This is a genomic window from Ruegeria sp. CI1, assembly GCF_056536925.1.
The window spans coordinates 46862-68644 of the sequence record NZ_JBQFQP010000017.1; the positions used below are offsets into that span (position 1 = coordinate 46862).

At 55.2% G+C, this 21783-nt stretch carries 20 protein-coding genes and 1 pseudogene; 12 read left to right on the plus strand and 9 right to left on the minus strand.

From position 1 onward, the window contains the following. Positions 1 to 598: 598 nt before the first annotated feature. Positions 599 to 1219, minus strand: coding sequence for a PAS domain-containing protein (locus ACR0LZ_RS18165; RefSeq protein WP_480751392.1), 621 nt, complete (start codon positions 1217 to 1219; stop codon positions 599 to 601). Between the two features lie 284 nt (positions 1220 to 1503). On the opposite strand from ACR0LZ_RS18165, the gene ACR0LZ_RS18170 reads away from it, so the two are divergent. The 10 genes from ACR0LZ_RS18170 to phoB all read left to right on the plus strand — a co-directional run bounded on the left by ACR0LZ_RS18170 (position 1504) and on the right by phoB (position 11048). Then, entirely contained in the window at positions 1504 to 2382 is an 879-nt protein-coding gene (locus tag ACR0LZ_RS18170) for a YicC/YloC family endoribonuclease (RefSeq protein ID WP_480751393.1), read from the plus strand. Between the two features lie 18 nt (positions 2383 to 2400). Continuing rightward, positions 2401 to 3042 (plus strand): guanylate kinase, encoded by a 642-nt coding sequence (gene gmk, locus ACR0LZ_RS18175; protein WP_480751395.1) that lies wholly within the window; start codon positions 2401 to 2403, stop codon positions 3040 to 3042. Further along, positions 3039 to 3563: a gamma carbonic anhydrase family protein gene (locus ACR0LZ_RS18180; RefSeq protein ID WP_480751396.1), complete on the plus strand. Its 525-nt coding sequence runs from the start codon at positions 3039 to 3041 to the stop codon at positions 3561 to 3563. The genes gmk and ACR0LZ_RS18180 overlap by 4 nt, the downstream gene beginning before the upstream one ends. Positions 3564 to 3634: 71 nt before the next feature. Continuing rightward, positions 3635 to 4681, plus strand: a complete 1047-nt coding sequence (locus tag ACR0LZ_RS18185; RefSeq protein ID WP_480751397.1) for a sensor histidine kinase — start codon at positions 3635 to 3637, stop codon at positions 4679 to 4681. 195 nt (positions 4682 to 4876) lie between these two features. Next, positions 4877 to 5917 (plus strand): substrate-binding domain-containing protein, encoded by a 1041-nt coding sequence (locus tag ACR0LZ_RS18190; protein ID WP_480751399.1) that lies wholly within the window; start codon positions 4877 to 4879, stop codon positions 5915 to 5917. A gap of 81 nt (positions 5918 to 5998) precedes the next feature. Continuing rightward, positions 5999 to 7471 carry a phosphate ABC transporter permease subunit PstC gene (gene pstC, locus ACR0LZ_RS18195; RefSeq protein WP_480751400.1) on the plus strand — a complete coding sequence of 491 codons (1473 nt, stop codon included), beginning with the start codon at positions 5999 to 6001 and terminating at the stop codon, positions 7469 to 7471. After that, positions 7468 to 8820 carry a phosphate ABC transporter permease PstA gene (gene pstA / locus ACR0LZ_RS18200; protein WP_480751401.1) on the plus strand — a complete coding sequence of 451 codons (1353 nt, stop codon included), beginning with the start codon at positions 7468 to 7470 and terminating at the stop codon, positions 8818 to 8820. The genes pstC and pstA overlap by 4 nt, the downstream gene beginning before the upstream one ends. A 12-nt stretch (positions 8821 to 8832) precedes the next feature. Then, positions 8833 to 9630 carry a phosphate ABC transporter ATP-binding protein PstB gene (gene pstB, locus ACR0LZ_RS18205; protein ID WP_480751403.1) on the plus strand — a complete coding sequence of 266 codons (798 nt, stop codon included), beginning with the start codon at positions 8833 to 8835 and terminating at the stop codon, positions 9628 to 9630. Positions 9631 to 9645: 15 nt separating this feature from the next. Continuing rightward, positions 9646 to 10347: a phosphate signaling complex protein PhoU gene (gene phoU, locus ACR0LZ_RS18210; RefSeq protein WP_480751404.1), complete on the plus strand. Its 702-nt coding sequence runs from the start codon at positions 9646 to 9648 to the stop codon at positions 10345 to 10347. 11 nt (positions 10348 to 10358) lie between these two features. Then, entirely contained in the window at positions 10359 to 11048 is a 690-nt protein-coding gene (phoB, locus tag ACR0LZ_RS18215; protein WP_480751406.1) for a phosphate regulon transcriptional regulator PhoB, read from the plus strand. On the opposite strand, the gene ACR0LZ_RS18220 is transcribed toward phoB, so the two are convergent. Next, positions 11045 to 11956 carry a LysR substrate-binding domain-containing protein gene (locus tag ACR0LZ_RS18220; protein WP_480751456.1) on the minus strand — a complete coding sequence of 304 codons (912 nt, stop codon included), beginning with the start codon at positions 11954 to 11956 and terminating at the stop codon, positions 11045 to 11047. The genes phoB and ACR0LZ_RS18220 overlap by 4 nt on opposite strands. Positions 11957 to 12052: 96 nt before the next feature. Here ACR0LZ_RS18220 and ACR0LZ_RS18225 point away from each other — a divergent pair, with 96 nt between their 5' ends. After that, the gene (locus tag ACR0LZ_RS18225; RefSeq protein WP_480751408.1) at positions 12053 to 13282 is read left to right on the plus strand and encodes an acyl-CoA dehydrogenase; all 1230 of its coding nucleotides are present in this window, start codon (positions 12053 to 12055) and stop codon (positions 13280 to 13282) included. A 34-nt stretch (positions 13283 to 13316) separates the two neighbouring features. Here the strand turns inward: ACR0LZ_RS18225 and ACR0LZ_RS18230 are convergent. From ACR0LZ_RS18230 to ACR0LZ_RS18260, 7 genes and pseudogenes are all read right to left on the minus strand, one after another. Beyond that, positions 13317 to 14347: pseudogene (locus ACR0LZ_RS18230) on the minus strand (IS30 family transposase). A 461-nt stretch (positions 14348 to 14808) separates the two neighbouring features. Continuing rightward, entirely contained in the window at positions 14809 to 15672 is an 864-nt protein-coding gene (locus tag ACR0LZ_RS18235; RefSeq protein ID WP_480751410.1) for an acyl-CoA thioesterase, read from the minus strand. Positions 15673 to 15732: 60 nt separating this feature from the next. After that, the gene (locus tag ACR0LZ_RS18240) at positions 15733 to 16968 is read right to left on the minus strand and encodes a serine hydrolase domain-containing protein (RefSeq protein ID WP_480751412.1); all 1236 of its coding nucleotides are present in this window, start codon (positions 16966 to 16968) and stop codon (positions 15733 to 15735) included. A 71-nt stretch (positions 16969 to 17039) separates the two neighbouring features. Continuing rightward, on the minus strand, positions 17040 to 17783 hold the full coding sequence (locus ACR0LZ_RS18245) for an enoyl-CoA hydratase/isomerase family protein (RefSeq protein ID WP_480751414.1): 744 nt from the start codon (positions 17781 to 17783) through the stop codon (positions 17040 to 17042). Between the two features lie 93 nt (positions 17784 to 17876). Next, positions 17877 to 18911 (minus strand): phosphotransferase family protein, encoded by a 1035-nt coding sequence (locus tag ACR0LZ_RS18250; protein WP_480751415.1) that lies wholly within the window; start codon positions 18909 to 18911, stop codon positions 17877 to 17879. A 16-nt stretch (positions 18912 to 18927) separates the two neighbouring features. Continuing rightward, entirely contained in the window at positions 18928 to 19938 is a 1011-nt protein-coding gene (locus tag ACR0LZ_RS18255; protein WP_480751417.1) for an NAD(P)H-dependent flavin oxidoreductase, read from the minus strand. 9 nt (positions 19939 to 19947) lie between these two features. Next, a complete protein-coding gene (locus ACR0LZ_RS18260; protein ID WP_480751419.1) occupies positions 19948 to 20607 on the minus strand; it encodes an SDR family NAD(P)-dependent oxidoreductase in 660 nt (219 codons plus the stop codon). A gap of 123 nt (positions 20608 to 20730) precedes the next feature. Here ACR0LZ_RS18260 and ACR0LZ_RS18265 point away from each other — a divergent pair, with 123 nt between their 5' ends. Continuing rightward, positions 20731 to 21726, plus strand: coding sequence for an NADPH:quinone oxidoreductase family protein (locus tag ACR0LZ_RS18265; protein ID WP_480751420.1), 996 nt, complete (start codon positions 20731 to 20733; stop codon positions 21724 to 21726). The last annotated feature ends 57 nt before the right edge of the window (positions 21727 to 21783 follow it).

The window sequence follows — 21783 nt, forward strand, 5'->3', positions numbered from 1 at the left end:
TGGCGTACTTTTTACGGGGTTCGCAGACGACTGTCCACAGCGATGCCTTGGTACCGCAGCCCCAACGGCAATTGGTTGCCCGATCAGCGTGGTAGAAGTCTGGCACAATTTCATGGCGAAAAGATGCTGAAACCCGTTCGGCGCAACTTCAGCAGTGCATCATATGGCGAAATTTGGAACAGGCGCCTCTAACTGATCAGTTTCAGTGTGTTTTCTGAGGCCGAGCAACTCAGATAACCGCTTGCCATCAATCCAAAACCACTCAAAAACTCTCAATGCTGCAGCATATTCCAGTTCGCGTTGGTTCAATGCTGATTCGTATTGTTGGTATCGTGACAAGGAAAGTCACGCGATCACGCCATCCAAATCGAAGGGTTTCCTTTCCCAAGATGGCCTCTTTGAACGAAGCGGACGCGGGCCGAACTGTTAACCAGTGAATACAGACACGGCATGCCTTCCAATCACCCAAGGGTTGAGGGTCGCAGCTTTAAACTTGGCCTCGATCTTTATGCACGACAACGTCCACCGTGTGATAACCGCAGGGCCGCAGATCGTCCGTGCGTCACGACGAGCTTATCCTCAGGTGAATCCTCTTTGTCTAATTGTCATTTGATGACACCAGCCGCAGCTGAAAGGTGCGAGATTTGAACGCTCCTTGATCCGCGGTCAGTCCCGCAACCGATTCCGTGCAACTCACCGGCCTCGCGGCAAGCTGCGAGACGGGTTTGACCCGACATGATTCAATGTCAAATCTCACCGGGGTTTTGGCTCTGAATGTGTCGGCCACCAATACTCCCAATACACGGCTGACATCGCCCAAATCGCTTTTCAAAGGCATCAGGATCATCCTGGCCTCGACTTTCGCCATCCCCAGCCGTGTCGGCGCCGCCAATTTAAACTCTGCAATGGCTGGTGCGTCGAAGACCTGCACCAGGGCATTGGCCAGTTCATCCCGAGCGCAAGGTGTGAAATACGCTGAAACCGGCATCCCGCGCACTTCCATACCGGCCAACTCTGTCAAATGGCTGCCAGCCAGACGAAACCGTGCGACACCAGGCGCGACACGTTCCAGGATGAAAGTGAACTGCAGGATGTTGTTCAACCCGCGCGGATCAATATCCGACCGCTTCGGAACGCCTGTGCCATCCAACAGCGCGGTCCAATAGGCTTCGGCCTGCCGGATGGGAGATAAACTGCGACCGCTGACAAACCGATCCATGGGCACCACCTTCCCCGATACCGATCCGGGGACGTTTTTACTCAACTCTTTCACCACTTAACCCCCTGCCAAATGACAGATCACCCAACTACTCAGCGCTCAGTGATACGCAGTTTACTCAAGTCTTATCCTGACACGGGTTGAGTCAATTTTGGAGCAAATCTTTAACGTTTGGTTAACGCCGGTTAACGTGACCTTTTCAGGCCAACACTTGCCCTCTGCCGCCCTATGGCATTAGGTGCATCCACCACCGGCATCAGGAAAGGGCAGGTATGATAAGATCCATGACCGGTTTCGCCTCGGGCAAGGGCGAATTTGGCGCATATAGCTGGAGCTGGGAATTGCGCAGCGTGAACGGCAAGGGGCTGGACCTGCGCTTGCGTGTTCCCGATTGGCTGACCGGTCTCGAAGCGGCCCTTCGCGCCGACCTGGCCAAGGCGGCCGCGCGCGGCAATATCACCCTGTCCCTGCGAGTCGCCCGCAGCGAAGAAAGTGGCGACCTGACGCTGAACCGCGATTTGCTACAATCAGCACTCGACGCTCTGGCGACGGTCGAGCACGAGGCAAAAACCAAGGGAATATCCCTCGCTCCATCCCGCGCATCAGATCTCCTGGCCTTGCGCGGTATGATGGAAGCAGGCGCTGACGAGGATGACGCCGGGCCTCTGGTTGAACAGCTGAAACGGGATTTCGGGCAACTGGTCCGGTCCTTTCTGGATATGCGCGGGACCGAAGGGGATGCGTTGGCGCGCGTGCTGCAATCGCAACTCGATCTGGTCGAGGCTCTGACCAGACAGGCTGCCGAACTGGCGCTTTCCCGGCGGGACCAGATGGCAGACACTCTCAAGGTCAATCTCGCGCGCGTGCTGAACAATACCGACGGCGCAGACCCCGATCGGGTTGCGCAGGAACTCGCCCTGATTGCGGTCAAGGCCGATGTGACCGAGGAAATCGATCGTCTTACCGCCCATGTTGCTGCCGCGCGCGATCTGTTGGGGCAGGGCGGGCCGATTGGTCGCAAAATGGATTTCCTGATGCAGGAGTTCAACCGCGAGGCCAATACGTTGTGTTCAAAGTCGCAGAACGCGGATTTGACCACCCTGGGGCTTGAGCTCAAGGCCGTGATCGATCAGATGCGCGAACAAGTGCAGAACGTGGAATAAATACGGGAATACGACATCATGGCAAATCGCCGGGGCCTTCTGATCATTCTGTCCTCACCCTCGGGCGCGGGCAAGTCCACGCTGGCCAAACGGCTGCGGGCGTGGGACGCATCCATCCGGTTCTCGGTCTCGGCCACCACCCGCGAACCACGCCCCACAGAGATCGACGGACAGGACTATCACTTCATCACCGAAGAGGCGTTCAAATCCGCCGTGAACAAGGGCGAAATGCTGGAACATGCCCACGTCTTCGGCAACTTCTACGGCTCACCCAAGGGCCCGGTACAAACCGCCATCGAAAACGGGCAGGACGTTCTGTTCGACATCGACTGGCAGGGGGCGCAACAGATCCGAAACTCCGATCTGGGTCAGCACACGCTGTCGATCTTCCTCCTGCCACCCTCGATCCACGAGTTGCGCCGCAGACTGGAATCGCGTGGTCAGGACGATGCCGAAACCATCGCGCGCCGGATGCAGAAAAGCTGGGACGAGATCAGTCACTGGGGCAGTTACGACCACGTGCTGATCAACGATGATCTGGACGCGACCGAAGAGGCGCTCAAGACCATCATCACCGCGACCCGACTGCGCCGCATCCAACAGCCGCACCTGACGGACCACGTGCGCGCCCTGCAATCCGAATTCGAGGAAACGTCATGACGATCTATGCTCTCGGCGAACACAAGCCACGGATCCACCCAGACACCTGGGTCGCACCGGATGCCAACCTAATCGGCCAGGTCGTGCTCGAACAAGGCGCGTCGGTCTGGTTCGGCTGCACCATCCGCGCCGATCACGAAGAGATCCGTGTGGGCGCTGGCAGCAACGTGCAGGAAGACTGCATCATGCATATCGACGCGGGCTATCCCTTGACCATCGGCCGCGACTGCACCATCGGCCACAAGGTGATGCTGCATGGCTGCACGATCGGGGACAACACCCTGATCGGCATGGGCGCCATCGTCCTGAACGGCGCAAAAATAGGCAGGAACTGCCTGATCGGGGCTGGGGCACTGATCACTGAAAACAAGGAAATCCCAGACAACTCATTGGTCATGGGCACTCCCGGAAAGGTCGTGCGCCAACTCGATGACACGGCCGCCGCCCGGCTTGCCTTGAGCGCGCGGATGTATCAGGAAAACATGCGCAAGTTTCGCGAAACCCTTGTCCCCGTCTCATGACACTCCGCCAGCGAGACACCGCAATCCGGGTTTAGCAGTCGCCGGGCAACCCAATAGTCGCGAATCCACCCATGCCACTTGATCTCCTGTCAAAATTCATCACTGCAATTCCCATGCCTGCGGTTCTGGTGGACAGGTCCGAACGGATCATTGTCGCAAACTCCGATGCTCGGAAACTCTTGGGGCAACAGATCTCAGGTCGACATTTTGCAACCATCCTGCGCCAGCCGCAGGTCATCGAAGCTCTGGAGAAAACGCTTAAGACCACAGAGCCCACAATCACTCGGCACCTGGCCAACGACGGCGCACAGGACACCACTTTCGAGGTCGAATGCCGATTCATATCTGACCTCGGCGAGACCGAGGCAGGGGCGGCGCTTGTCTGTTTCAAGGACATCACCCATCTTGAACAGGCCGGGCAAATGCGACGGGATTTCGTCGCCAATGTCAGCCACGAATTACGCACCCCGTTGACAGCGCTCATGGGATTCATCGAAACTCTGCGCGGCCCGGCGAAGGACGACGAAACAGCCCGCGCACGCTTTCTTCAGATTATGGCGGATGAGGCCGACAGGATGAACCGTCTGGTTGGCGACCTGATGTCTCTGAACCGCGTCGAAAGCGAAGAACGGGTGCGCCCAAAGCAGGAACTCGACCTTTCGACGGTGTTGCTGACCACGATGAACTCCCTTCGCCCCTTGGCTGACACCGCGAATGTTTCCCTGAAACTGGAAACGCCCGACGACCCGGTAATGATCAAGGGTGATCCCGATCAGCTCCGACAGGTCTTCACCAACCTGATCGAAAACGCGATCAAATATGGCGGCAGCGGTGGACAAGTGACCGCGATCCTGATGACACCCGAACGCGATCCGGCCCTTCGCGGCCCCGCAGCGCGGGTTCAGATCATCGACAAGGGGCCGGGGATAGATGCGATTCATCTGCCCCGGCTGACCGAACGGTTCTATCGCGCTGACAGCCACCGCTCGCGTCAACTTGGCGGCACCGGGCTGGGGCTTGCCATCGTCAAGCACATCGTCAATCGCCATCGCGGGCGGCTGCGGGTCGAAAGCGAGGTTGGCAAAGGATCAACCTTCACGGTGTCCCTGCCGCGGTGATTCCAGCAGATTTGGCATTGATGTGTCAGTCATGAAACATGCGCATAACAGCAATGCGGAATATTTTTGCCAAACCCGGCCAGTTGTCATGCAACTGTTACAAACCCGTCACAAAAGGCTTACGCGCCGTCCCTAGGAGTGCGCCCAGGATCATCATGGGGTGATCGCAAACGTATCTCTACCAAGGAGACTGAAATGTCCTTTGTGAAACTGTCGGCTTCGGCCCTCGCAATTGCCGCTGTATCCGCAACTGCTGCCGCCGCTCGTGATCAGGTTCAGGTTGCCGGCTCGTCGACCGTACTGCCTTATGCCTCGATCGTTGCCGAAGCTTTTGGCGAAAATTTCGACTTCCCGACGCCGGTTGTTGAATCCGGTGGGTCGTCCGCTGGCCTCAAGCGGTTCTGTGAGGGTGTGGGCGAAAACACTATCGACATCGCCAATGCCTCACGCAAGATCAAGGACAAGGAAATCAAGGTCTGTGCCGAAAACGGCGTAACCGACATTATCGAGGTCCGCATCGGCTATGACGGCATCGTTTTTGCCAGCGATATCAACGGCAACTCTTATGAGTTCACCCCAAGCGACTGGTTTTCGGCCCTGTCCGACAAGATTCTGGTCGACGGCGCTCTGGTCGACAACCCCAACACCACTTGGGCCGATGTGAACCCGGATTTCCCGGTTGTTGATATTCAGGCCTTCATCCCCGGAACCAAGCACGGCACCCGCGAGGTGTTCGAAGACAAGGTAATCCTTGCTGGCTGCGAGGAAACCGGCGCATTCGAAGCTTTCATGGCGGCCAATGGCGATGACAAAAAAGCGGCTGAAAAAGCCTGTATCGCTCTGCGCACCGATGGCAAATCTGTCGATATCGACGGCGATTACACCGAAACGCTGGCCCGCATCGAATCAAACCAAAGCGGCATCGGCGTCTTTGGTCTGGCTTTCTATGAGAACAACACCGACAAGCTGCAGGTTGCCACCATGTCGGGCATCGTTCCCTCGACCGAATCGATCGCAACCGGCGAATACCCGGTGTCCCGCCCACTGTTCTTCTACGTGAAGAAAGCGCATATCGGTGTGATCCCCGGCCTCAAGGAATATGTCGAGTTCTTCGTCGCTGACGAGGTCGCAGGCCCCGATGGCCCATTGGCCGAATACGGCCTGGTCGCCGACCCTGAACTGGGCGACACCCAGAACGCTGTCGCAGACGAAGCCACTATGGACGGCAATTCGTAATCTGCCCGCGATCATCCGAAACTGACCGGGGCAGGAGCGCTGCCCCGGTCTTGCTGCTTCTGAATACGGATATTGGTTCTGATGCCGACACTCTGGCTGGTGATATCGCTGTTTGTTCTGGCCGCCATCGGGTATGTCGCCGGGCGCCGTCGCGCACTGAATTCGGCTGGCGGCAACACGCGCGCCCTCCATTCCTTGCCCGTCTACTACGGATTTAACGTGGCGCTGACATCTCTTGTGCCCGCGCTCGGCGTTCTCGTCATATGGCTGCTGGCACAGCCCATGATCGTCGAGAGCCGGGTCTCGGGCATGATCCCCGACGAGGCGATTCCGCAGGAATCGACCCGTGACCTGCTTATGTCCGATGTCCGGCGTGTGGCCGATGGATTGGACATCGCCGTGCAACAGGGTGTCCTGACCCGACTTGAGGCCCGCGCACTGGATGCAGAGGAAACAGATATCCGTGCGCAATTGGGTGATCTCGGCGTCGCGCTGGGATCGGATGTTCGCCCTGAGGTTCTGCGCGCCGCACAAAGCTATCGTCGGATGAACACCCTTGGCGGAAGTGCAATGGCAATCCTCGTCGCAGCGCTTGCCCTTGGCGGTCTGGCAGTCTCCTACGCGAGAACTCACAAAGACTTCCGGGCGCGCAATACCGTCGAACGCGGCATTCTGGCGTTACTGATCCTGGCCGCCTCGCTGGCCATTCTGACCACAGTTGGCATCGTTCTGTCGATGCTCTTCGAGACCACGAATTTCTTCCGCATGCATGATTGGAAGGACTTCTTCCTGGGCAGCACCTGGGCGCCGAATTTCCGCGGCGATTCCGAATTGTCCATTCTGCCGCTGCTGTGGGGCACGTTGTACATTTCGGCCATCGCGCTTCTGGTGGCAGTACCAATTGGACTATTCGCCGCAATCTACCTGTCCGAATACGCCGGCAAGGCCACCCGCAGCTTTGCCAAGCCAATGATCGAAATTCTCGCCGGCATCCCGACAATCGTCTACGGCCTCTTTGCATTGCTGACCGTTGGCCCGATGCTGGCAAACGTTTTTTCCAAGGGCGGGTTTCTGGGGGTCGAATGGATGGCCGGTGCAACGTCGGTACTGACCGCAGGATTGGTGATGGGGATCATGCTGATCCCGTTCGTCTCGTCCCTGTCCGATGATATCATCAACGCCGTTCCACAATCGATGCGCGACGGCTCGCTGGGCCTGGGCGCGACTAGATCCGAAACCATTCGCCAGGTCGTCCTTCCCGCCGCGCTGCCCGGCATTGTGGGCGCGGTTCTGCTGGCCGCCTCGCGCGCTATCGGTGAAACTATGATCGTCGTCATGGGGGCTGGGGCTATTGCCAAGTTCTCGCTTAATCCTTTGGAATCAATGACAACTATCACCACCCGGATTGTCAGCCAGCTGACCGGGGATACCGACTTTGCCAGCCCAGAGACGCTGGTCGCGTTCGCGCTAGGCCTGACGCTGTTCGTCCTTACACTCGGCCTGAACGTTCTGGCGCTTTACATCGTGCGCAAATACCGGGAGCAGTACGAATGACCGATATCAGCCGAAACGGCGTCTCGTCCCGCAGGCAAAACGCTTCACTGCTAAAGAAAGATGCCCGCACCATCCGCAGAAATCGCGCCGAGACCCGGTTCAAGGCGTATGGTGCCGTTGCAATTGCCATTGGCCTGCTGATGCTTGTGCTACTGGTCTATAACATTGTGAGCAAGGGCATGGGTGCATTTACGCAAACCTTTGTAACCCTGCCGGTCGAGTTGCTGGAAAGCAAACTCGACAAGAAAGGCGACCGGAATCTTGAAGACATCAAGAAGGTGACCACCTTTGGCTATGCGCCTCTCATCAACAACGCCTTTGAGACCGAAGTGAAAAAGCTTGGGCTCAATACTGAACTGAAAACGAAAGATCAGGCAGGCATTCTGTCGAAAAGCGCAGTCGCGCAATTGCGTGAGTATGTTCTGGCACATCCCGACAAGATCGGAAAAACAATCGAGTTTCGTTTTCTCGCCAATTCGCGAGTAGACGGCTATTTGAAAGGCCGAGTCACGCGGGCTTCCATCGAAAATGACAAGTCCATTTCTGCCGAGCAGCTGGATTTCGTGGACCAACTACGCAACGCGGGCGTCCTGAAAAAAACCTTCAATCCCGATTTCATCTTTGGTGCCGACGCCTCTGACCAGAGGCCGGAAGCGGCAGGTATGGGGGTTTCAATGATCGGATCGCTGTTCATGATGCTGGTGGTATTGGTGCTGGCATTGCCAATAGGAGTGGCAGCTTCGATCTATCTTGAGGAATTTGCGCCGAAAAACTGGCTGACCGATGTCATCGAAGTGAACATTTCAAACCTGGCCGCTGTACCGTCGATCGTTTTTGGTATCCTGGGCCTTGCAGTCTTCATCAACTATATGCACTTGCCGATGTCCGCACCTCTGGTGGGAGGGCTGGTCTTGACGCTGATGACCCTGCCAACGATCATCATTTCGACTCGTGCATCGCTAAAATCGGTACCGCCCAGCATTCGTGATGCGGCGCTTGGGGTAGGGGCATCGAAGATGCAATCCGTGTTTCATCACGTGCTGCCTCTGGCCGCTCCAGGCATTCTGACGGGAACAATAATCGGTTTGGCGCAGGCCCTTGGTGAAACAGCGCCGCTGCTTCTGATTGGCATGGTGGGATTCATCGCCTCGAATGCGCCGGACGGCATCGCAAGCGGGCTATTGTCACCGAACTCCGCTATGCCGGCACAGATTTACGAATGGGCAAAACGGGCCGATCCGGCCTTTTACGAACGCGCTTGGGGAGGCATCATCATCTTGCTTGTCTTCCTCGTCACCATGAACACCGTGGCCGTGATCCTTCGCCGCCGCTTTGAACGCCGCTGGTAAAAGGGGCACGATATGAAAGATTTGTCTCGCGTGGAGAGAGAAGTGGAAACGCAGGAACCCAAGATCACGGCAAAAAACGTTCAGGTCTACTATGGCGAAGCCCATGCCATCAAGGATGTGAGTGTCGAGATCGAGGACAAGACGGTGACGGCCTTCATCGGTCCGTCGGGCTGCGGCAAGTCCACCTTTCTGCGCTGCCTCAATCGAATGAACGACACAATCGACATCTGCCGTGTCGAAGGTGATATCCTGCTGGATGGCGAGGATATTTATGACAAGCGGGTCGATCCGGTTCAATTGCGCGCCAAGGTCGGGATGGTGTTCCAGAAACCCAACCCTTTTCCCAAGTCGATCTATGACAATGTAGCTTACGGTCCCCGCATCCATGGCCTTGCAAAGAACAAGGCGGAACTGGATGAAATCGTGGAAAAATCTCTTCGTCGCGGGGCAATCTGGGATGAGGTCAAAGATCGTCTTGATGCCCCCGGAACCGGCCTGTCAGGGGGGCAGCAGCAACGTTTGTGCATTGCGCGCGCGGTTGCAACAGAACCCGAGGTTTTGTTGATGGACGAGCCGTGCTCGGCTTTGGATCCGATAGCAACAGCACAAGTCGAAGAACTGATCGACGAACTGCGTCAACGATATTCGGTGGTGATCGTGACCCATTCTATGCAACAGGCAGCCCGGGTCAGCCAGAAAACCGCTTTCTTCCACCTGGGTAATCTTGTGGAATTTGGTGAGACCGGTCAGATTTTCACCAACCCGATTGATCCCCGAACCGAAAGCTACATCACTGGCCGGATCGGCTGAAGACGAGAAAAAAACATGACGGAACAGCATATTACTTCAGTTTACGACCGCGATCTCGAAGCCGTTCAAGCGCATATCATGAAGATGGGTGGCTTGGTGGAGGCCGCAATCATGGGCGCAGCCAGATCTCTGGAAACGCGTGATGAAGAATTGGCGCAACAAGTGCGCAAGGATGACAAGGCAATCGACGAGCTCGAAGAACTGATCAATGAAGAAACGGCCCGCTTGATTGCGCTGCGCTCTCCGACAGCCGGGGATTTGAGGTTGGTGTTGTCCGTCCTGAAGGTCTCGGCAAATCTCGAACGAATTGGTGACTACGCCAAGAACATCGCCAAGCGAACAACCGTTCTTGTGGACGCGGCGGAGGTGAACGGCAGCGCTTCGGCACTGCGCCGGATGGCGCGTGAGGTTGAACACATGCTGCGCGATGCCCTGGATGCCTATATCCAGCGCGATCCGGAACTGGCAAACGATGTGATAGAGCGCGACCATGATGTTGACCAGATGTACAATGGCCTGTTTCGTGAATTGCTTACCTTCATGGCCGAAGATCCCCGCAGTATTTCTGCATGCATGCATCTGCATTTCATCGCCAAAAACATCGAACGAATGGGCGATCATGTGACCGCAATCGCCGAGCAAGTGGTTTACTTGGTAACCGGCAGTCGCCCGACCGAGGCCCGGCCCAAGGCCGACACAACCTCGCAGACGATCTGAGGGAGGCTGACATGCCCACCGATCAACCGACGGTTCTGGTTGTAGAGGATGAGCCTGCGCAGCGCGAGGTTCTGGCCTATAATCTTGAGGCCGAGGGCTTTCGCGTTTCCCGCGCAGCCAATGGGGAAGAGGCCCTGTTGCTGGTCGACGAAGACAGCCCGGACATTATCGTTCTCGACTGGATGATGCCCAACCTGAGCGGCATCGAAGTGTGCCGCCGTTTGAAAACGCGGCCCGAAACGCGATCGATACCGATCATCATGCTGTCGGCGCGCTCGGAAGAGGTGGACAAGGTGCGCGGATTGGAAACTGGCGCGGATGATTATGTTGTCAAACCTTATTCTGTTGTCGAATTGATGGCGCGGGTCCGCAGTCAACTCAGGAGGGTGCGACCTTCGACTGTTGGTGTTAAATTGGAATATGACGACATCGTACTGGATGCGGAAACCCACAAGGTCAGTCGAGGGGACAAGGCCCTGAAACTTGGGCCAACAGAGTTTCGACTGCTCAGCACATTCATGGAAAAGCCGGGTCGGGTCTGGAGTCGCGAACAATTGTTGGATCGGGTTTGGGGGCGCGACATCTTTGTCGACACCAGAACCGTTGACGTTCATATCGGGCGTTTGCGCAAGGCGTTGATGCAACATGGAGGAACGGACCCGTTGCGAACCGTTCGTGGGACAGGGTACGCGCTGGGTTAGCGCGGCAAGGTTTCTTCAGGTTCGACTTGCCCTGCCAACCAGTGCCGAAACTCGCGCAGTGACGGATCAGTCGACTTCGATATCGGCCAGACAAGGTAATAGGCTCCGACGGTCTCCACCGCATCGGGATAGGCTGCAACCAGACGACCCGTGGCAAGATCCTGTTCCACCAGGTAGCTGGGAAGCAGCGCCACGCCCAAGCCGTGAATTGCCGCCTGTATAATCGTTGCAAACTGGTCGTGGATAGTGCCGTTTAGCGGAGCTTTGCGATCAACTCCCATCTGAGTGAACCAATCCTGCCAAGCGCGTGGCCTCGTTTGAATGTGCAAAAGCGGATAACGCAACAAACCTTCGGCGACTTTCGGTGCACCATTTGGCATGAGACCGGGCGCACAAACGGGCAGAACGCGTTCAGTCTTCAACAGCAGCCGCTCTGTTCCGGGCCAGTCAGGTTCACCAAAATGCAATGCGGCATCAAAGGCTTCGGTAGCGAAGTTGAAAGGGCGAAGCCGGGTTGACATGTTGATTGTAATTTCGGGGTGACGCCTCGCGAAGTCAGGAAGACGCGGCATGAGCCACCGCATTCCAAAGGTCGGAAGTATGGCAAGGTTCAGAGTTCCTCCAACTGGCGCGACATGCAGGCGCAACGAGGCTTGCGCGATCTGGTTCAGGGCTTCGCGAATTTCCTGAACATAGGTTTGTGCCGTGGACGTCAACGTTAGCCGTTTCTTGTCTCTCCGGATCAGTTCCACACCCAGTTGTGTCTCGAGAGATTGCAACTGTCTGCTGATGGCACTTTGAGTCAAAGTCAATTCTTCGGCAACAGCGGAAGCAGATCCGAGGCGGTCCAAGGCTTCCAATGCGCGAAGCGCGGTGATTGATGGAAATAGTCTACGTGGCATGTCCATGTATGCGTTTTTGTCATATAAACATGTAAAAGTATCGCTGTTTTTTGCGAAAATCGCAGAGTAGGGTTCGCGCAATCAGAAATTTGGAGAAGTACCATGAATGCTCCGACGACGAAACCGACCCTACGAGCCAAGGACGCGCCCGATCTTGGAACCTTTGCATGGGAGGATCCTTTTCGCTTATCCGATCAACTGACTGAAGAAGAACGGATGATTGCCGACAGCGCACGGTTCTATGCGCAGGAAAAACTACAGCCACGTGTGACAGATGCCTTCCAGAACGAGCAAACCGATCCGGAAATCTTTCGGGAAATGGGCGAAATGGGCCTGTTGGGCACCACGATTCCCGAAGAATACGGCGGCATAGGCGCCGGCTATGTCGCTTATGGCCTTGTGGCGCGCGAGGTTGAACGGGTCGATTCCGGTTACCGATCCATGATGTCGGTGCAAAGCTCGCTGGTGATGTATCCAATTTACGCCTATGGCAGCGAAGAACAGCGCAGGAAGTACTTACCCAAATTGGCCAGCGGCGAGTGGATCGGGTGCTTCGGCTTGACCGAGCCTGACGCTGGAAGTGATCCTGCCAGTATGAAAACTAGGGCCGAGAAAATCGAAGGCGGCTACCGTTTGACCGGCAGAAAAATGTGGATTTCCAATGCTCCGATCGCGGATGTTTTTGTGGTCTGGGCTAAGTCCGATGCACATGATGGCAAGATCCGCGGATTCGTTCTGGACAAGGGCATAAAGGGACTGAGCGCCCCGAAAATCCAGAACAAACTCAGCCTGCGTGCATCTATCACGGGGGAAATCGTGCTTGATGGTGCCGAAGTAGGTGAAGATGCTCTGCTTCCATATGTTCAGGGCCTCAAAGGTCCCTTCGGTTGCCTAAATCGGGCGCGCTATGGAATTAGTTGGGGTGTAATGGGGGCAGCCGAGCATTGCTGGCATTCGGCCCGGCAATACGGCCTTGATCGTCATCAGTTCAATCGTCCGTTGGCACAGACACAGTTGTTCCAGCGGAAGCTGGCGGATATGCAGACCGAGATTGCAATGGGCATTCAGGCCAGCCTTCGGGTCGGGCGGCTGATGGACGAAGCGAATGCGGCGCCCGAAATGATTTCGATAATCAAGCGCAATAATTGCGGCAAGGCCCTGGAGATTGCGCGCATGGCGAGGGACATGCACGGTGGAAACGGAATCTCGCTGGAATTTCAGGTCATTCGCCACATGGTCAATCTTGAAACCGTGAACACCTACGAAGGTACTCATGATGTACATGCGTTGATTCTCGGGCGCGCGCAAACCGGGTTGCAGGCGTTCTATTGAAAGATAGTTGTGGGCGATATGTGAACCGCGACTGCTATTGGCGTTCGGGGTAGGGGCATTCGCCCATCTCTTTCATCCTCTTTTCTCTGAACACCTCTGTTGGTGTCTTCCATACACGGCATTTCCTGGGGGTTGCATTGAGGCGGTCGCAGAACATTTTCAATTCATGATCTGAGACCGCCGTGATGTCGCGCTTGCAGGGCAACCATCTTCGCGCCCGGCGATTGGTGTTCTCGACGGTGCTTTTCTGCCAGGGGGGAAGACGGATCGCAGAACCACGTTTGTGTTCCGATCTCAGCGTGGAGATGGGGCCATCTGACGAACTCCGTTCCTCGATCAAAGGTGACGGACTTGCGCGCCACGTGAGAGAGGTCGCGTATTGCTTTTTTGATTTTTCCCATGACAGACTTCGTGCGTTTGTTCGGATTCTTCAGAAGCACCGTGAATCGGCTGACCCGCTCGACAAGCGAGGTTACATTTGATTGCCCAAAGCGCTGTTTAAACAGTACAAGGCCAGCCTCCCAGTGACCGAACTGACGGCGGTGCGCGGCGTCGTCCGGTCGAAACAGGATGCTCACATCACGATCGAACCTTGGAGCCTAGCGCTTTCTGGCACGGCGTGGGCGACGAGACTTGCGATACTGGGGCAGGAACCACCAGAACTCCTGCGCCAGAACTTCGTTGGAATAGATGTGCCGACAGATCGTTTCCTGACACACGCGCATTTTTGCACCTTCGTGGATCATCCGATTGCCGATCTGCTCAGGTGTCCATCCTTGTTTGAGGCGGGCGATGACTCGCTTACTGAGATCGGGGCGTCGGATCAGCTTGCGCTGCACGCACGGATCGACGTTTCTGAGTTTGTAAATGAGCCGCATGGCCAAAATATCCCGCGTACTTCTTGGGGAACGCATCATCGGCCCAGAAATTACGTTTGATCTCGCGAAAAATCGTCGATTTGTGGCGCTTCACGCGCGCCATCTCCCGAACGGGCACCTTTGCGTGCCACCAGTTCTCGATTTTGCGACGTTCTTGCAGTGATAGTTGCGTGTAAACGGCCCCCATGCCATGATCTTCTATTAGATAACGAATTGTTTTTTATAGGATTCTCACTTCAGGGTAGCGCGCTCCCGGGTACATGTAGAAAACGTGTAATTGGTATTATGTAATTTTTAATCCTGTAAGCGACATGCCCAAGCAAACTCCGTATGTTGCGTGGACGAACGGAACAGTTGGACCTCGTCTCAACCAGATCGTCGAGGAAGTGTAGGATCTAAAGAACGAAATTTTCGTCCTATCGGGTGCTGCATCACGGATTGGAGAAGTACTGGCAGAACAGTCTAGCAAGGAAGACCGCATCATTGAGTCCGAAGCGGTGGCGAACACTTGCGTTGAGGCAATACAAAACAACGGTCCTTGGTTCTGCCGCATCCTCAGGCTGGCGATTACATGCGCATGAAGGTCGAAGACTGTAGCCGTTGGATCAGAGGGATGAAAAATCTAAATCAAATATCCAGTGGCCAGAGCTAAACCTTTGGGCGTCTCATCAAACCTTCCTGTGCGACGGAGGCGACCAGAATTCCGTCTTCTGTATAAATGGAACCGCGATTGAAGCTTCGCCCCTGCCCCGTCCACGGCGCGTCCATTGAATACTGATGCCAGTTTTCGATCTGAACTGGAGCGTGAAACCACATCGCATGGTCCAGACTTGCGCCGTTCACCTGCCGTTTGAACCAACTCAGTCCATGAGGTCGAAGACCAGAACTCAAAAGCGCCATATCCGACGCGTAGGTCAACAGAAGATGTTGGGTTTTCGCGTCCTCACCTGCTGCTGCCCGCATTCGAAACCAAAGGTGGTTGCGGTCGTCGCTGGGTTCGGGATCAAAAAGGTCCAGCGGATCGACTTCTCGAACCTCGATTGGGCGCTCCCTTAGGAATTCCGAGCGGTATTTTTCGGTTACCTTGCCGAGATACTTCTGCCGCAACTCATCCCGCGAAGGATGGTCGTTTGGTTTTCCGGCATTGGGCATAGGGTGTTGGTGAGTCCAGCCGCTGTCTTTGACATGGAATGACGTCGACATATTGAGAATTTGTTTTCCGTGCTGAATTGCGACCACGCGACGGGTCGTGAACGAACCACCATCTCGAGCGCGATCCACCTGATAAACGACAGGAATACTGGGATCTCCAGGCCGTATAAAGTATGCATGCAGAGAATGGCACAGCCGGTCATCCACCGTTCTGTAAGCTGCCGACAATGCCTGTGCGACTACCTGCCCGCCGTAGATCCGAGTCGGTGTTTCACCGCCCGATCCCGGTCCGCGAAAGAGATCGACTTCCAACCTTTCCAAATTCAAAAGATCGAGCAGGATCTTTTCCGCGTCCGTCATTTCCTTACACCTTGAATTTAAACAATGTATCACAGCATGCTACGTCTTGTTCTTTGCCTCTCAGCCGAGCAATGCCCCATGGACAAGCGCTTTGAGTTCGGCGCGGGACGGATAGGAACTGGAAGGTGAGAGCTGAGTGAAAAAGACCACGCTCAGGTCGTGAACCCGATCCAACCAGAAAAATGTCGATGCCATTCCACCCCAACTGTAATCACCCACCGACCCGATCGTGCCTGACCGCGCGGCATCAAGAACAACACCGCCTCCGATGCCAAATCCCAGCCCCTTCATGGGCTGTTCCGCAAAGCTGCTTGGCCCCATCGAGGCAATGTCGCCGGCCAGATGGTTGCGCATCATGAAATCTACCGTGCTGGAGCCAAGCAAACGATTGCCGTTACTTTCACCTTTTCGTCGCAGCATATCTACAAAGCGATGATAGTCATCAATCGTACCCACGAGGCCACCACCGCCGGAGAACATGGTGGCATGTTCGAATGGTGATCCTCCGTCCTCGTCAACTAACCTCAATGTTTCTCCACCGGATTTCGCGTCATTAAGCGCCATGGCATCACCAGACAGTGGAGTATAGAGCGAGGCAAATCGGTTTTCCGCTCCGGCAGGAACCGAAAACGCAGTCTCAGTCATGCCCAGAAGGTCAAAGATTTGCTGTTTGAAGAAGCAATCCAGACTTTTTCCCGAAACAACTTCGATCACGCGCCCCAGAACATCGATCGAAACCGAGTATTCCCACCTTGTGCCCGGCTGAAAGGCCAAGGGCAGTTCAGCGACTTGTTGAACCATATCAGCCAAAACGCCTTGTGTGGGCTTGAACATTATACCCTGCTTATCCATGGCCTTTGGTAAAACGCCTGGATTGAATGGGTAACTCAGGCCGCTGGTGTGTGTCAGCAAGTGATGCAGGGTTGGCGTGGTGGTTGGTTCGACTTGGTCAATCCGCTCGGCGCCGGCAACCAACGCATGCAAATTGCTGAATTCAGGCAAAAACTCCGAGATTGGCACGCCCAAGTGAAAAAGACCCTGTTCAGCCAGCATCATTATGGCGACCGAGGTGATAGGCTTGGTCATCGAATAAAGGCGAACAACTGTGTCACGTTTGAATGGCAGGCTCTGTTCAAGATCCCGCAAGCCGCAGGCGTTGAAAAATACCTCCTCTCCGTGCCGATGGATCAGAACCGAACTGCCGGGATATTTGCGTTCATTGACATAGCGTTGCATCCATTCGCCGATTCGATTTAACCGCCCGGGATCCACCCCTTGTTTTGTAGCGCCGTTCATCGCGGTTCTCCTCTCCGACCCCAATCGTTGAATGTTGTTAGCGATCCGGAATCCAATATTTGATGGGACAACTAACCGATCATTCGATTCATCGCCGCTCTGGTTTCTTCATTGAACCAGCCACCTTCTGGTGCATTCGCGCCGTTGGCCATTCGGCTGCGGATCAGATCAATTGTGCCTTGACGGATCTGTCGTTTCACCGAGGCATAGGTTTTCGGCGGAATAGCTGCCAGTTTTTTGGCTTCGCCTATGGCCCGGTTCAGGACATCGTCGTCGACGACATCGATCACACCGAAGCGCAAGGCCGTCTCGGAGTTCATCGGCTGACCCGTCAGCATCAATCGTCTGAGCGTATTGGGATCGAGTGTCGCGCGCGCGATTTCAAGCGGACCTGCGGGGAAATCCGCACCAACTCGCACCTCTGCAAGGCCAAGCGTCGCTCGTGCAGCAGCAACGCGAAAATCCGAGGCAAGTACAAAAAACATTCCACCAGCTATTGCTGCTCCGTTCACGGCACTTACTGTGGGTTTTCGACATTCGAATAATGAGAGAAACCCAACGTTCAGACCTTCGACAATTTCATTCTGCTCTTGAATGTCGAAATTTGTCGCCTCCTTCAGATCAAGTCCAGCCGAGAACACCCTGAATGCGCTGGACAAAACGATAGCTCGAACTTCGTCGTTCTGCTCCATTTCCTTTATCTGCTCTGAGAACGCCATTAGAAACTCTGCGCTTAGCGCGTTTACCGGCCCACGCCCAAGAACTAACTCTTCAATACCGCCATCGTGTTCTCTGAGTTCCAGAAAATCGCTCATCTCGTCTTTCTCCTTGCGCATTTCCAGATAGCATCCGAACAAATCGACGAAACCTCAGATTTTTGCGCGCGGATCCTTCATTGCGACACCAGGTCAATCTGAACGGCCAAGCGCAGTCAGACCATGCTGGGCAAACATTGGAACATATTGGCCGAGTTGCCTCGCCCGTTCAGGATTGGAGGCATTTCCTTCCAACGCGCGCCGATAGACCCCTTGAAGTATCCCTGCCATTCGGAAGAAGTTAAAAGCAAGGTAAAACCCAAAATTTTCAATTCCTCTCAACCCCCGTCGCTGACAATATCGAGCCACAAACTCGTCATCCGACGGCAATCCTAGTGCTGCGCGATCAACCCCGGCCAAACCCCGCCCCTCTTGCCCCGGCGGCATTTGCCATTGCATGATGACAGCGGCAAGATCGGCGTAAGGGTGCCCTATGGTTGACAGTTCCCAATCCAGAACACCCAGACAGTTTGTTCCTTCTTTTTCAAAGATCATGTTGTCGATCCGGTAGTCGCCATGCACAAGTGTCCGTTGCCCATCGTTGGTGGGTAAATTTTGTTGTAGCGCTTCAATCAACCTATCCATTTCTGGAATCGTTTCGGTTTCTGAAGCCCTGTATTGAGTGCTCCAGCGACCGATCTGTCTTTCAAAATAATCGCCAGAAGGGCCAAAATTGCCAAGCCCCACGGCATCAACATTGACCATATGCAATTCAGCAAGCACCCGGTTCATTTCGTCAATGACCGCGCTGCGCGTCTCTTTCGTTTCACCTGCCATTGTCGGTTCAAAAAAGTTCCGACCTTCAAGATATTCCATCACATAAAACATTGAACCGATGACGCTTTCGTCCTCGCACAACAAATACATCTGCGCGACCGGCACCTTCGACCCCGCCAATGATTTTTGCACGCGATACTCACGGTCGACGGCATGGGCGGATTTCAACAAAACCCCGGGAGGTTTGCGACGCAGTACATAGTTTCGCTCAGGCGTCTTCAGCAAATACGTCGGGTTTGACTGTCCAACTTCAAATTTTTCGCACAGCAGAGGACCCTGATATCCTGACAGATGAACGCGTAGATAGGCGTCCACCGCGTTGAGGTCGAGTGCAAGTGGCTGTTCACTCATCACGCCCTATTATCCTTCACTCCACAAACTCGGTTGCTAGTTTTGCCCCGGAGCTCCGATATTCAACACTAATCCGGTCGACGAGTTCGGCGGTCGAAACAACCTCCGAAACGTTGCCGATCCCCTGCCCCGACCCCCAGATTTCCTTCCAGGCTTTAGGCTTGGAGGAACCCTGACTGAAATTCATCGCCGTTGCGTCAGCCGAGGGCAGATTGTCGGGGTCCAGTCCGGCGCGCTGGATCGACGCTTTCAGATAGTTCCCGTGAACCCCGGTAAACAGTGACGAATAAACGATGTCTTCGGCACTGCTATCGACGATCATTTCTTTGTAATCCATCCCTGCATTGGCTTCGTGCGTTGCGATGAAGGGTGAGCCAACATATCCGAAATCGGCGCCCATCGCACGGGCTGCCAACAACGACTCTCCACAGGCGATCGCGCCAGACAAGGCCACAGGCCCGTCAAACCATGCGCGAATTTCTCGGATTAGCGCCATAGGAGACTGTTGCCCGGCGTGCCCACCAGCCCCGGCGGCAACGGCTATCAATCCATCGGCACCTTTGTCGATCGCCTTTCTGGCAAAGGTGTTATTGATGACATCGTGCAGAACCACGCCACCACAACCATGGGCGGCCTCGTTGACATCTACACGCGCACCCAGCGAGGTGATCCAGACCGGGACTTTCCAGCGGGCGCAAATCTCCAGATCCCGCTCCAGCCTTTTGTTGGAACGATGCACGATTTGATTGACCGCGAAAGGCGCGGCCGGTCTGTCGGGGTTGGCTTGGTTGTGGCGATCCAGTTCTTCGATGATTTGCTTCAACCAAACGTCCAGCAAAGGAGCTTCTCCCTCAGCCTCACGTGCGTTAAGTGCAGGGAATGATCCGATTATGCCAGCCTTGCACTGGGCAACCACAAGTTCGGGAACGGAAATTATGAACAACGGCGCGCCGATCATGGGTATCCGGAGCCCCCTCAATTGTACTGGCAGATGACCCTCCTTGCGTTTCCAAATCAAATCCTTCATTTTTCGACCTTAAACTTTAACTGCATCTTGCAAACCACTTGTTATCAATGATTTTTCGAAGATTCCTAGAGCGGACTTTGCGTTGATACGGCCTGGAACGGGTATGACAGCGCCGGTTACGTAAGCTCCATTGCCCATCGGCACCTCTCCCAACACCAAGCCAACATCGATGATCCGGACGGGATCATCTACAAATGCCGATTTCTTGAGCATAGGCAAAAGCCTTTGGGTCAACTCGAACATCCCGGCCGCATTGACGGAGATGTGCTTTTCCCAAACGTCATACAGAAACTGCCCCAAATGAGCGCCCCATGTTGTGCCTGCATTATTCACTAGAATATCAATGGATTGAACTCTTTCCTTCACTTCTTCACAAAGCATTGCAATGCCATCTCTGGCTCCCACGTCGCTTGCAAAACCGTCTGCCTGCCCGGACGCAACCAATGCGTCGAGTGCCTGTTCCGCGGCCTTGCAGGCCTCACCCTTTCTGGATGCATTCAATACGCTGGCCCCTGCCCGCACAAGCGCTTCTGTAGCCATACGGCCAATTCCCATCGCGCCACCAGTGATGAATGCCGTCTTTCCGTGAAGTGAAAACAGGCTTACGGGCGTCACAGTTTCCTCGATTTCACAGAATTCAGCAAACTTTGGCGCGCAAGTGTTAGGCATCACTTGGTTCTACTGAGATTGCGCCTAAGAATTGCATTTCGACACTTGGTTGACAATCATTCGGGCGCCTCCAAGACTTAACGTCATTTTTCAGGTTCGATACGGTGGAGGGCACGAAAGACCATGAAGGCAATGCTGAGTACCGTTCCGGGCGGGCCGGAAACACTGGAACTCAAGGAATTTCCGGATCCGGACCCCGGCAAGAGCCAGTTGCTGGTGCGCGTTCGTGCTGCCGGTGTGAATTTTCCGGACACTCTCATGATCCGAGACCTCTATCAGCTCAAGCCGCCTCGCCCCTTTGCACCAGGTGGCGAAATCGCGGGCGAAGTGATTGCAGTCGGCGACGCCGTCAAAGGGTTCTCTGTCGGCGACCGCATTCTGGCCCTTACAGGCTTTGGGGGGTTTGCCACGCACCTGGTCATAAAAGCGGAGGCTGCGATCAAGATTCCGGATGAAATGCCTTACGAAGATGCCGCCTGTTTCGTTTTCACTTATGGAACCTCTCATCACGCACTCAAGGACCGTGCTGCGCTTGGTGTGGATGAGACGCTGCTCATCCTGGGAGCAGCGGGCGGTGTCGGAGCGGCAGCCATCGAACTTGGCAAGGCGGTGGGTGCACGTGTCATCGCTGCCGTCTCATCTGAGGAGAAGGCGGCGTTCTGCCGCCAGATTGGCGCAGACGAAACGCTGATCTATCCGCTGGAATTGGACAAGGAGGCGCAAAAGGCACTTTCGACGGAAATCAAGCGTCTGGCAGACGGTGAGGGCGTTGACGTTGTTTACGACGCAGTAGGCGGCGGCTATGCCGAGCCGGCCTTGCGCGCAATGGCATGGAAAGGGCGCTATCTGGTAATTGGTTTTCCTGCGGGTATTCCCAGCATTCCATTGAATCTGCCGCTGCTCAAAGGAGTTTCAATCATTGGCGTATTCTGGGGCGCATCAGTGTTTCGCGAACCACAAAGGCATGCACAAAACATGTGTGATCTGTTGCACCTCTATTCTGAAGGGAAGATCAAACCTAAAATCAGCGCTCGAATACCTTTGGATCAGGCCGGGAAGGCATTGGAACTGATGCAGAATCGTAAAGTGTTGGGGAAGGTCGTCATCACAATGGACTGAGCGGCCCATGGGCAAAACCGGCCGATTTGAGCTCAAAAGAAAACGGCAGGCAGGAAG